The sequence below is a fragment of the Streptomyces sodiiphilus genome (genome assembly GCF_039529215.1).
Lineage (GTDB): Bacteria > Actinomycetota > Actinomycetes > Streptomycetales > Streptomycetaceae > Streptomyces > Streptomyces sodiiphilus.
Window position 1 is genome coordinate 33,269 of sequence record NZ_BAAAMJ010000030.1, and the last position, 11,416, is coordinate 44,684.

The window sequence follows — 11,416 nt, forward strand, 5'->3', positions numbered from 1 at the left end:
TGCGGCCAGTCTAGCGGCGCCGCGCAACGGCTTTCCCGGCCCGGCGGAAGGGCCGCGCGGGCGGCCCGGGCAGCCGCCGGGCTCACTCCCCGGTGTGCACCTGGAAGGCGGCCCGCCGCACCCGCTTGGCGACGGTGGGGTCCGGGTGTGCGGCGGCGAGCGCCAGCAGCACCTGCACGGTCCGGGGGTGGCCGCAGGTACGCACCTCCGCCACGAGTTCCCGGACGGACGGCTGGACCGCGGTCTCCAGGTGGTCCAGCAGCAACTGCCGGGCGCCGTGCTCCTGGGCGGCCGACGCGGTGTCCACCCACAGCCAGGTGGCCTCCTCGCGGGTGAGGACGCCCAGCGGCGAGTCGGCGGTGTCCCGCGGATCCCCGCCGTCGTGGTCGGCCAGCCACAGCCGCGCGTACGGCCGCAGCACCGGCTCCTGGACCGCGGACCGGACGGCCTGCTGGGCGGGGGCCCCGACCACCCGCAGTGCCTCGAAGGCCAGGCCCCGGATCAGGGCGTCCTCGCCGCGCGCGGCGTCCAGCAGTTCCTGCACCGCCGGGCCGGTGGGCCGGGCCGCGAGCCACGCGCGGTACTCGGCGCGGGCCGGCCCCGGGGTCAGCGTCGCGCAGCCGCGCAGCATGTCGACGGCGGACTGTTCGATGTTGCCCGCCGGACTCTGCGCGGCGATGCAGATGTGTTCCAGTTTCGTCCACATCGCCCAGCTCCCGAGCCGGGTGAGGCGGGCCCGCACCGCGTGTCCCTGCTGCCGGTGCAAGGTGAGCGCTCCGACCGCCTCCAGGGCGTCCAGCGCCCAGCCCAGCAACCGCACCCGCTCCGGATCCGCCGCGTCGCCGGGGGTACCGGCCCGCGCGGGGACCTCTTGTCCGGGGTCCGCCCCGGTGCCGGGCGGGCCGGCGGCCGCGGCGTCCGCCTCCGCCGGTTCCGGGGCCGGCCGCCCGGCCCGCAGTTCCTCGACGCGCTGCCGCAACAGCTCCAGCAGCCCCGCCGCCGTCACCGGGCCGTCGGACAGCTGCATCACGGACAGCAGCTGGGGCACGGCCTCCACCACTTCGGCCACCGCGCCGGGGTCCGCCCCCACCGGTGCCGGCCTCGCCAGGGACCACCCGTCGAACAGCGCCACCCAGCCGCGCAGGACCGCGCTGTCGTCGCGCTCCCAGGCACGCAGCCGCCAGCCCGCCCGCACCGGGCCGGCCGGGGCACCGGGCTCGCCGTGCTCGATGAGTCCGGCCAGCCGGGCCCGGCCCCAGTGTTCCCGGACCTGCCCGGCGGTCAGGCCCAGTTCCTTGCCTGCCCGGGCCAGGTCGGCTTCAGGGGCGCTGCCGGAGCGCTGCGCCCAGCGGGCCAGCCGCACGGCGTCGGCCAGCAGACCGCGGGCCTGCCGGGCGAGCTCCGCCGGGGGCACGGCGCCACGCGGAGGATGTGGCGAGGGGCGCCGGCCCGCGGGGGCGCGCCGTGCGGCGACGGGCTGGGACGGCACGTCGGGGACAAGGTGCAGCCGGGTCTCGCGCGGAGTTCGGGACGTCACCCGAGAAGTTTCTCCGTTCGGAGCGGAAAGCCCAAACTCCGCGGTCGGCGGCTCACATGAGCGGCGTGAGAAAGCGCCTCAGCGCCTCCTCGCAGGACTGCGGATCGGCGTTCCACATCGCCGCGTGCTGCGCGCGCCCCACAGGGTGCAGCACGACGTGCTCGGGATGCCGCGCGGCCAGCTCCCGGGAAGTCCGCCAGGGCGCCACGGTGTCGTCGGGACCGTGCAGGATCAGCGTGGGCGGCAATGTCCCCGCACCGCCGGGCGGCGGCACGGCCGGGTCGGGGCCGAGCCGGTCCTGGCCCAGCACGGCCCGCACGGCAAGGGGCCGCAGCGGGCGCGGCACACCGCGGTGGGCCGCCAGCGCCTCGACGGTGACCGGCCAGTCCAGCACCGGGGAGTCCGCGACCACCCCCGCGACGCTGCCGCGCAGCGGCGAGCGCAGCGCGGTGCGCAGCGCCATGGCCCCGCCCGCCGACCAGCCGTACAGAACCACCTGGCGGGCTCCGTAGCGCAGCGCGCAGCGCAGGGCGGCGTCCGCGTCGTGCCAGGCCCTCTCCTCGAAGCCCGGGCCCGCTCCGCCCCGCCTCACGGACGCCGGGTCGGCACGGTGGCCCGGAACCAGCACCGGGAACCGGAGCCGGTGCAGGTACGGGAGCACGTTGAGCGGATGCTCGCGGCCGGCCCCGAGGCCGTGCAGGGCGATCACCCATGTGTCGCGCGCACCGGGCACGAACCAGGCGGGCAGCGAACCGAGCTCGCCGCCGATCTCCACGTCGGAGTAGTCCAGGCCGAGCGCGCCCAGCGGGTCGCCGGCGTACAGCTGGGGGGTGAGCCACAGCTGCGCTCCCGCCCTCAGTTCGCCGCGGGTGACACGCTCCAGGCGGCGCACCACCGTGTCGGCCTGCCGGGGGCCCTCCTCGACCGGCGAACCGACCACGGCGTGGCATCCCGGCCCGGTCAGGCCGTAGATCCCCGGCCGCACCGTCGCCAGCGACCGGGTGAGGGCGATCTCGTCCCGGGTCACGCCGTGGACGGTCACCGGCGGGCCGGTGAAACCCGCGGGCAGCGGCGGGTTGCCGCTGCGCAGGGCGAAGTCACCGGCGTAACGGCCGGCCGCGACCGCGACCGCGCCGGCGCCCAGCAGAGCTGCAGTGGCGGTCACGGCCGCCGTTGTGCGCACACCCATGCCCCCAGGATGACCCGGGGTGTGCCGCCGGGCCAGCGGGCGCGGATGCTCGGCGCGTCACCCGGGCCGCTGCCCGTACCCCCGCAGCTTCTCGGCGGCCGTGTCCAGTTCCTCCGGTGGCAGCAGCGACGGGGACCGGCCGGGGACGGAGGAGGCGGCCAGCCACACCCGGCACATCCACTCCAGCTGGGCCGTCCGGTCGCAGGCCTCCTCCAGGCTCCTGCCGTGCACGAGCGTCCCGTGGTTGCGCAGCAGGCAGCCGCTGCGGTCCCGCAGCGCGGCCAGCGCGTGGCGCGCCAGCTCCTGGCTGCCGTAGGTCGCGTAGGGCGCCACCCGTACCGGGCCGCCCAGTGCGGCGGCCATGTAGTGGACGGCGGGCAGCTCGTCCACCAGGGTCGAGACCGCGGTGGCGTACACCGCGTGGGTGTGCACCACCGCCGCGGCGTCCGTGGCGCGGTAGATCTCCAGGTGCAGCGGCAGCTCGCTGGTGGGCTCCAGGTCACCGGCCGTTCTGCGGCCGTCCAGACCGACGGCGAGCAGGTCGCCGGGGCCGAGCCGGTCGTAGTGCACGCCGGACGGCGTGACCAGCACGGTGTCCCCGACGCGCACCGACAGGTTCCCCGATGTCCCCACGACCAGGCCGTCGGCGACGGTCCGCCGGGCCCGTTCCACCAGTTCCCGCCATGCCTCGGCCCACTCAGATCGCATCCGGCCACCCTAAGGGCTCGCCCGGTGTGTCCCTCGGCACAGTGCCCGGCCCCAGGTCAAGGGGGAGTTGACGGCCGTTGTCCGGCGTGATGGACTCCTGGGGCCATTTCGGCGGCAGGAGAGGAAGCCGGTGCGAGTCCGGCGCGGTCCCGCCACTGTCACCGGGGAGCGCTCCCCCACCCGTGCGTCACGGCCCGCCGCAGGCGGGCTGGAAGGCCGGGGGAAGCGCGGATCCGGGAGCCAGGAGACTCTCACCGCCGGTCACGTCGATCCAGGGCGCGGACCCTGAGTGAGGACACACCGTCATGAGTGGCAGTCTCCTGCCCGCACCCCCGCCCCGTCCCCCGGCTTCCGCACGAGGTGTGACGGCGGGCTGACGTCATGCACATGCCCCGAGCCGTCGGATGCGGTCTCGTGCTGGGCTACCTCGGCGATCTCGTGCTGGGCGACCCCCGGCGGGGCCACCCGGTCGCGGCCTTCGGCCGGCTGGCGTCGGCCGCCGAGCGGTACCTGTGGCGCGACAGCCGGGCCCGCGGTGCCCTCTTCACCCTCGTGTGTGCCGGAGGGACCGTGGCCGGCTCCGGCGCGCTGGCCCGCGCGGCCGCGAGTGCCGGCAGGCACGGTCCGGTGGCCACCGCGGCCCTGACCGGTGTCACCACCTGGACCGTCCTGGGCGGTACCGGGCTGGCCCGCGAGGCCCGCGCGATCCTCGCGGCGCTGGAGGACGGCGACCTCTGCCGGGCACGGGAGCTGCTGCCCCGGCTGTGCGGCAGGGACCCGCAGCTCCTGGACGCCGACGGGCTGGCCCGCGCCGTGGTGGAGTCCGTCGCCGAGAACACCTCAGACGCGGTGGTCGGCGCCCTGGTGTGGGGGGCCGTGGCGGGAGTGCCGGGGCTCGCGGGCTTCCGGGCCGTCAACACCCTGGACGCGATGGCCGGGCACCGGTCGCCGCGTCACCTGCGGTTCGGCTGGGCCTCGGCCCGGCTCGACGACGTGGCCGGTCTGCCCGGCGCCCGGCTGACCGCCCTGCTCGCCGCCCTGGCGGGCCCGCGCCCGCGGGCGGCGCTGCGCGCCTGGCGGTCGGACGCCCACCGTCATCCCAGTCCCAACGCGGGACCGGTGGAGGCCGCGTTCGCCGGTGCGCTCGGCGTCCGGCTGGGCGGCACCCTGTCCTACGCGGGCCGGACGGAGCACCGGCCGGTGCTCCACGCGGCCGCGAACGCCGCCGCCACGGCCGACATCGAGCGCGCCGTGCGGCTCTCCCGGCGCGTGGGGGCGCTGTCCCTGGCACTGTGCTGCGCCGTGCTCTGGGCGGCCGGCCGGAGGCGCCCATGACCGGCGGAGGGCTGCTGGTCGCCGGGACCACCTCGGACGCCGGCAAGAGCGTGGTGACCGCGGGGATCTGCCGCTGGCTCGCCCGCCAGGGGCTGCGGGTGGCGCCTTTCAAGGCGCAGAACATGTCGCTCAACTCCTTCGTGACGCGCGAGGGCGCGGAGATCGGCCGGGCCCAGGCGATGCAGGCCGCCGCCGCCGGCGTGGAGCCCAGCGCCCTGATGAACCCGGTACTCCTCAAGCCCGGCGGCGACCGCACCAGTCAGGTGGTGCTGCTGGGACGCCCGGCCGGGGAGCTGAGTGCCCGCGGCTACCACGCGTCCCGGCGGGAACAGCTGCTCACGACCGTCACCGGCTGCCTGGCCGAGCTGCGGGCGGGGCACGACGCGGTGATCTGTGAGGGCGCGGGCAGCCCGGCCGAGATCAATCTGCGCCGCACCGACATCGTGAACATGGCTCTGGCACGGGCGGCGGGCCTGCCGGTGGTGGTGGTCGGGGACATCGACCGGGGCGGGGTGTTCGCGTCCTTCTTCGGCACCACCGCGCTGCTGTCCGCGGAGGACCAGCGGCTGGTCTCCGGCTATCTGGTGAACAAGTTCCGCGGTGATGTCACCCTGCTGGAACCGGGTCTCGACATGCTCCGCCGGCTGACCGGCCGCCCCTCGCTCGGCGTACTGCCGTTCCGCCACGGCCTGGGCATCGACGAGGAGGACGGGCTGCGGCTGTCCCTGCGCGGAGAGGTGCGGGAGTCCTCCCCGGCCGCTCCGCACGGAGCCGACGTTCTTCGGGTGGCGGTGGTGCGGGTACCACTGATGTCCAACTTCACCGACCTGGACGCACTGGCCGCCGAGCCCGGGGTGGTGGTGCGGTTCGCCGGCGGCCCGGCGGAACTCGCGGACGCCGACCTGGTGGTGGTGCCCGGCACCCGCGGAACGGTGCGGGCACTGGCCTGGCTGCGGGAGCGCGGGCTGGCGGAAGCGCTGGCCCGCCGGGCCGCCGAGGACCGTCCGGTCCTGGGCATCTGCGGCGGCTACCAGCTGCTGGGCGAACACATCGACGACGAGGTGGAGTCCCGCGCGGGGAGCGTGCCGGGCCTTGGACTGCTGCCGGTACGGGTGCGCTTCGCCGCGGACAAGACACTGGCCCGGCCGGCCGGGCGGGCGCTGGGCGAGCCGGTGACCGGCTACGAGATCCACCACGGGGTGGCGGAGGTCAGCGGCGGACAGCCGTTCATCACCGACGGACCGGGCCGCCCGCTGGACGGCTGCCGGGCCGGGACCGTATGGGGCACCCACTGGCACGGGACACTGGAGAGCGACGGGTTCCGCAGGGCGTTCCTGCGCCGAGTCGCCGCCGATGCCGGGCGGGACTTCCTCCCCTCGCCCGCCACCTCCTTCGCCGCGTTGCGCGAGGAGCAGCTGGACCGCCTGGGTGACTTGATCGAGGAACACGCCGACACCGATGCCCTGCTGCGGCTCATCGAGAAGGGGGCACCCGACGGCCTGCCCTTCGTCCCTCCGGGAGGGCCATGAGGCCGTCATCCGTCCGGACGGATGACGGAGGCGGCGGACCGGGGCCGCGGGCGGAGCCGGACCGGTCGGCACCGGACCGGCTCCGCGGGATCCGCCCCGGACTCAAGACGGATCAGGAGGAGGGAGGAATGACCACCTCTGTGCTGTTCCCGCGAACGCGGAAATGGCGTACGCCCAAGGTCGCGCACCGGAGAAGCGCCGTCGCGTCTTTTTCTCGTTTTCCACCCGAAGGAGTGACAGCGTGAGCGTCTCTTCCCCTCCGGCTCCGTTCTCTTCCGGATCCGCCGGTCCCTCCGTCACCTATCCCTTCACCGCGGTGGTCGGCATGGCGGATCTGCAGCTCGCGCTGCTGCTCAACGCCGTCAGCCCGGCGGTGGGCGGAGTGCTGGTGCGCGGTGAGAAGGGCACGGCGAAGAGCACGGCGGTACGGGCGCTGGCCGCGCTGCTGCCCGGGGTCCCGGTGGTGCCCGGGTGCAGGTTCTCCTGCGATCCGGCCGGCCCCGACCCGGCGTGTCCCGACGGCCCGCACGCGGCCGGGCCCGGGACCGTGCGTCCGGCCCGGATGGTGGAACTGCCGGTGGGCGCCTCCGAGGACCGGCTGACCGGCGCCCTGGACCTGGAGCGGGCGCTGTCGGAGGGAGTGAAGGCCTTCGAGCCCGGCCTGCTGGCCGCGGCCCACCGCGGCGTGCTCTACGTGGACGAGGTCAACCTGCTCCACGACCACTTGGTGGACCTGTTGCTGGACGCCGCCGCCATGGGAGCGGCACACGTGGAGCGGGAGGGGGTCTCGGTCCGGCACGCCTCCCGGTTCCTGCTGGTCGGCACCATGAACCCGGAGGAGGGTGAGCTGCGGCCGCAGTTGCTGGACCGGTTCGGGCTGACCGTCGAGGTGGCCGCCTCCCGCGACACCGGCGAACGGGCCGAGGTGGTGCGGCGGCGGCTGGCCCACGACGCGGACCCCGCGGGGTTCGCGGCCCGCTGGGCGGGAGAGGAGGCGGCCCTGCGGCAGCGGATCGCCGATGCCCGGCAGTTGCTGCCGCGGGTACGGCTGGGGGACGCCGCGCTGCGGCAGATCGCCGCGACCTGCGCGGAGTTCGAGGTGGACGGCATGCGGGCGGACATCGTCATGGCCCGCGCGGCCCTGGCGCTGGCCGCGTGGGCGGGGCGGGAGACCGTGCTGGCCGAGGATGTGCGGCAGGCCGCACTGCTGGCGCTGCCGCACCGGCGGCGGCGCAATCCGTTCGACGCTCCGGGCCTGGACGAGGACAGACTCGACGAGACGCTGGAACGCAACGCGGAGCCGGACGGGGGCGGCGGCCCGGACGGCGGCCCCGGCGGGGACGGGGAAGGCCCGGACGGGGACGGGGAAGGCCCGGACGGGGACGGCCAGGGGCCTGGCGGCGGGCCCGGCACCCCTCCCCCGCTTCCGGGCGGGCCCCGGGCCGAGGACAGCGGCACATCCGGTGAGCAGAGCGGGTCGAGCGGCCCGGGCGCCGCAGCGGACGGCGAGGAGCCGCCCGGATCCCCACCGCAGGACGCAGCCGAGCGGCCGCCCGCCCCGGCAGCCGCCCCCTTCCGGACCCGGGCACTGAGCGTGCCGGGTGTCGGCGAGGGCGCCGCCGGCCGGCGGTCCCGGTCCCGCGGCGCCCACGGCCGCACCACCGGAGCCCGGACCCCCCACGGCCGGCCGGGCGCGCTGCATCTGACGGCGACCGTCCGGGCCGCCGCGCCCCACCAGCACGCCCGGCGCCGCTCCGGGACCGGACTTGTGCTGCGCCCGGAGGACCTGCGCGAGGCCGTCCGCGAGGGCCGGGAGGGCAATCTGGTGCTGTTCGTGGTCGACGCCTCGGGGTCGATGGCGGCCCGGCAGCGGATGAGCGCGGTGAAGGGCGCCGTGCTCTCGCTGCTGCTGGACGCCTACCAGCGACGCGACAAGATCGGCATGATCACCTTCCGTGGCACCGAGGCCGAGGTGGCCCTGCCTCCCACCTCGTCCGTGGAGGCCGGAGCGGCCCGGCTGGCCCGGCTGGCCACCGGGGGCCGCACCCCGCTGGCCGCCGGACTGCTGCGCGCCCACGAGGTGCTGCGGGTGGAACGGATGCGCGATCCGGCGCGCCGCCCGCTGGTGGTGACCGTCACCGACGGACGGGCCACCGGTGGCCCCGAGCCGCTGGACAGGGCCCGGCGGGCCGCTCGTCTGCTGGCCGCCGACGGGACCGCGGCGGTGGTCGTGGACTGCGAGTCCGGGCCGGTCCGGCTGCGCCTGGCCGGCGCGCTCGCCCGGGAGCTGGGCGGCCCGGCCATCACACTCGACGAGCTGCGCGCGGACACCGTGTCCGCCCTGGTCCGCACCGCCACGACAAGGAGAGCCGCCTGATGCCGCAGGGACAGCCCGCCGTCGTCCCCGACGACGGCCTCACCACCCGCCAGCGCCGGAACCGGCCGCTGGTGATCGTGCACCACGGAGCAGGCAAGGGGAAGTCCACCGCCGCCTTCGGGCTCGCGCTGCGCGCCTGGAACCAGGGCTGGTCCGTCGGCGTGTTCCAGTTCGTCAAGTCGGCCAAGTGGAAGGTCGGCGAAGAACGGGCGCTGCGCGTGCTGGGCGCGAGCGGCGAGGGCGGCACCGTGGCCTGGCACAAGATGGGCGAGGGATGGTCCTGGGTGCAGCGGGATCCCGCCACGGCCGAGGAGGCCGCCCGGGAGGGGTGGGAGCAGGTCAAGCGCGATCTGGCCGCCGGGACCCACCGGCTGTACGTGCTGGACGAGTTCGCCTACCCGATGCACTGGGGGTGGGTGGACCCGGCGGAGGTGGTCGCGGTACTCCGGGAGCGCCCGGGAATTCAGCACGTGGTCGTCACCGGGCGCCACGTCCCCGCCGATCTGCTGGACGCCGCCGACCTGGTGACCGAAATGACCAAGGTCAGGCACCCGATGGACACCGGCCAGAAGGGCCAGCGGGGCATCGAGTGGTGAGCACCCGATGACCTCCGGCATCCCGCGGCTCGTCATCGCCGCCCCCGCCTCCGGCTGCGGCAAGACCACCGTGGCCACCGGTCTCATGGCGGCCTTCGCCGCCTCCGGGCTGGCGGTCTCCGGGCACAAGACCGGCCCGGACTACATCGACCCCGGCTATCACGCGCTGGCCACCGGCCGGCCCGGCCGGAACCTCGACCCCTTCCTGTGCGGGCCGGAACTGATCGCCCCGCTCTTCTCGCACGGTGCAGCGGGGGCGCAACTCGCGGTCGTGGAAGGGGTGATGGGCCTGTTCGACGGTGCCGCCGGGCACGGTGAGCTGGCGTCCACCGCCCAGGTCGCCAAGCTGCTGCGGGCCCCGGTGGTGCTCGTGGTCGACGCCTCGGCGCAGTCCCGGTCCGTCGCCGCGCTGGTGCACGGTTTCGCGTCCTTCGACCCGGAGCTGCGCATCGCCGGGGTCATCTGCAACAGGACCGGTTCACCGCGCCACGAGGAACTGCTGCGGGATGCCCTGGACGAGAGCGGGGTCCCCGTCCTGGGCATGCTGCGCCGGGCGGACGCGGTGGACACCCCCAGTCGCCATCTGGGACTCGTCCCGGCGGCCGAGCGGCGCGCCGACGCGGTGGCGTCCGTCGAGGCGATGGCCGGGCTGGTACGGGCCGGCTGTGATCTGCCGGCGCTGCTGGCCCTGGCCCGGAGCGCGCCACCGCTGCCCGGGCCCGTCTGGGCCCCTCCGCCTCCCGCCGTCGCACCCCTCTCCCGCCCGGTGGTGGCGGTCGCCTCCGGCCCGGCCTTCACCTTCTCCTACGCCGAGCACGCCGAGCTGCTGGCGGCGGCCGGCGCGCAGGTGGTGCCCTTCGATCCGCTGCGGGACGAGAGCCTCCCGGCCGGAACCGCCGGGCTGGTGATCGGCGGCGGCTTCCCCGAGGTGTACGCGTCCCAGCTGTCGGCGAACGAGCCGCTGCGCGAAGCCGTGGCCGCGTTCGGCGGGCCGGTGGCCGCGGAGTGCGCAGGTCTGCTGTACCTGGTGCGGGAGCTGGACGGCGCACCGATGTGCGGCGTGCTGGACGCCACCGCCCGGATGACCGGCCGGCTGACCCTCGGCTACCGGGAGGCCGTCGCGGTCGGCGACAGTGTGCTGGCTCCCGCCGGGACCCGGATGCGCGGGCACGAGTTCCACCGCACCGCCGTCGAGCCGGGCGCCGGGCCCCGGCCGGCCTGGGGGCTGCTGCGCCCCGGCCGCCGGACCGAAGGATTCGTCCAGGGGGCCGTCCACGCCTCCTACCTGCATGTGCACTGGGCGGCCGAGCCGTCCCTCGCCCGGCGTTTCGTCGAGAAGTGCGCCCGGTGAGCGACGCGGCCGCCGGCTTCCGCGGTCTCGAAGCCCTCGGCATGCCCGTGGAGGGGGCGGTGGCCGCAGTGAACCGCGCCGTGCTCGGCGGCGCGCCGGTGGCGCTGGAAGCGGCCGCCGGCGCGCTCCGGCCGCTGCCCCTGCTGCCGCCGAACATCCGCCCCGTGGCACCGGGCGCCCGGCACCGGCTGCTGATCACCGACCGGCTGGTGCCGGGCCGCCCGGACACCGCGGTGCTGCGTCCGCCGTCGCTGGTGGCGGGTGTGGGGGCCCGGCTCGGAGTCTCCGCGGAGGAGGTGCGCGGCCTGCTGGAGAGCGCTCTGGCCGAAGCCGGGCTGTCACCGGACAGCCTGACCGCGCTGGTGACAGTGGAGGCGAAGGCCGGTGAGGAAGGGCTGCTGACCGCCTCGCGGTGGCTGGGCGTTCCCCTGCTCGCCTTCCCGGCGGCGGAACTGGCCGCGCTCCCGGTGCCGCACCCGTCCGGTGTCCCGGCGGCCGTGGCCGGCACGCCCTCGGTGGCCGAGGCCGCCGCGCTGGCCGGCGCCGGTGCCGGGGCAGGGCTGGTGGTGACCAAGGTCACGTCCGCCTCGCGGGACCGGCCGGGGCGGGCGACCTGCGCGGTCGCCCGGCGCGGCGCACCGGGCACGCGGAACCCGCGGGCCCGCGGGAGGGGACCTGGGCAAAGACGGCTCGCCGACCGGCAGTAACGTCTCGGGAGAGCGGTCCGGGGCAGCCGCCCCGGGGCCGTGCTCCGCGCCGGCGCCGCCGGCACCGACCGCACCTGCACCGAGGAG

At 76.3% G+C, this 11,416-nt stretch carries 9 protein-coding genes and 1 riboswitch; of the genes, 6 read left to right on the forward strand and 3 right to left on the reverse strand.

Annotated features, from left to right (window positions below; all coding sequences use genetic code 11):
- Positions 1-82 precede the first annotated feature (82 nt).
- The 3 genes from ABD299_RS14455 to ABD299_RS14465 are packed head-to-tail and all read right to left on the reverse strand — an operon-like array spanning position 83 to position 3,434.
- Positions 83-1,537 carry a hypothetical protein gene (locus tag ABD299_RS14455; protein ID WP_344262277.1) on the reverse strand — a complete coding sequence of 485 codons (1,455 nt, stop codon included), beginning with the start codon at positions 1,535-1,537 and terminating at the stop codon, positions 83-85.
- 52 nt (positions 1,538-1,589) lie between these two features.
- Positions 1,590-2,726: an alpha/beta hydrolase gene (locus ABD299_RS14460; protein ID WP_344262279.1), complete on the reverse strand. Its 1,137-nt coding sequence runs from the start codon at positions 2,724-2,726 to the stop codon at positions 1,590-1,592.
- 57 nt (positions 2,727-2,783) lie between these two features.
- Entirely contained in the window at positions 2,784-3,434 is a 651-nt protein-coding gene (locus ABD299_RS14465) for a class II aldolase/adducin family protein (protein WP_344262280.1), read from the reverse strand.
- Between the two features lie 121 nt (positions 3,435-3,555).
- Positions 3,556-3,684, forward strand: a riboswitch (cobalamin riboswitch).
- A gap of 131 nt (positions 3,685-3,815) precedes the next feature.
- Between ABD299_RS14465 and ABD299_RS14470 the strand changes: the two genes are divergently transcribed.
- The 6 genes from ABD299_RS14470 (at position 3,816) to ABD299_RS14495 (ending at position 11,329) form a co-directional block, all read left to right on the forward strand.
- A complete protein-coding gene (locus ABD299_RS14470) occupies positions 3,816-4,769 on the forward strand; it encodes a cobalamin biosynthesis protein (RefSeq protein ID WP_425581337.1) in 954 nt (317 codons plus the stop codon).
- Positions 4,766-6,298, forward strand: coding sequence for a cobyric acid synthase (locus tag ABD299_RS14475; protein WP_344262283.1), 1,533 nt, complete (start codon positions 4,766-4,768; stop codon positions 6,296-6,298). Before ABD299_RS14470 ends, ABD299_RS14475 begins: the two co-directional genes overlap by 4 nt.
- 325 nt (positions 6,299-6,623) lie before the next feature.
- Positions 6,624-8,675: a putative cobaltochelatase gene (locus ABD299_RS14480; protein WP_344262705.1), complete on the forward strand. Its 2,052-nt coding sequence runs from the start codon at positions 6,624-6,626 to the stop codon at positions 8,673-8,675.
- The gene (gene cobO, locus ABD299_RS14485) at positions 8,675-9,271 is read left to right on the forward strand and encodes a cob(I)yrinic acid a,c-diamide adenosyltransferase (RefSeq protein ID WP_344262285.1); all 597 of its coding nucleotides are present in this window, start codon (positions 8,675-8,677) and stop codon (positions 9,269-9,271) included. The genes ABD299_RS14480 and cobO overlap by 1 nt, the downstream gene beginning before the upstream one ends.
- Positions 9,272-9,278: 7 nt before the next feature.
- Positions 9,279-10,622: a cobyrinic acid a,c-diamide synthase CobB gene (locus ABD299_RS14490; protein WP_344262287.1), complete on the forward strand. Its 1,344-nt coding sequence runs from the start codon at positions 9,279-9,281 to the stop codon at positions 10,620-10,622.
- The gene (locus ABD299_RS14495) at positions 10,619-11,329 is read left to right on the forward strand and encodes a cobalamin biosynthesis protein (protein WP_344262289.1); all 711 of its coding nucleotides are present in this window, start codon (positions 10,619-10,621) and stop codon (positions 11,327-11,329) included. The genes ABD299_RS14490 and ABD299_RS14495 overlap by 4 nt, the downstream gene beginning before the upstream one ends.
- Positions 11,330-11,416 lie beyond the last annotated feature (87 nt).

What these genes read in the sequence shown, in the direction of transcription:
- ABD299_RS14460 (WP_344262279.1), bottom strand. Translation starts at nt 2,726, where the DNA reads ATGGGTGTGCGCACAACGGCGGCCGTGACCGCCACTGCAGCTCTGCTG.
- ABD299_RS14465 (WP_344262280.1), bottom strand. Translation starts at nt 3,434, where the DNA reads ATGCGATCTGAGTGGGCCGAGGCATGGCGGGAACTGGTGGAACGGGCC.
- ABD299_RS14470 (WP_425581337.1), top strand. Translation starts at nt 3,816, where the DNA reads ATGCACATGCCCCGAGCCGTCGGATGCGGTCTCGTGCTGGGCTACCTC.
- ABD299_RS14475 (WP_344262283.1), top strand. Translation starts at nt 4,766, where the DNA reads ATGACCGGCGGAGGGCTGCTGGTCGCCGGGACCACCTCGGACGCCGGC.
- ABD299_RS14480 (WP_344262705.1), top strand. Translation starts at nt 6,624, where the DNA reads ATGGCGGATCTGCAGCTCGCGCTGCTGCTCAACGCCGTCAGCCCGGCG.
- cobO (WP_344262285.1), top strand. Translation starts at nt 8,675, where the DNA reads ATGCCGCAGGGACAGCCCGCCGTCGTCCCCGACGACGGCCTCACCACC.
- ABD299_RS14490 (WP_344262287.1), top strand. Translation starts at nt 9,279, where the DNA reads ATGACCTCCGGCATCCCGCGGCTCGTCATCGCCGCCCCCGCCTCCGGC.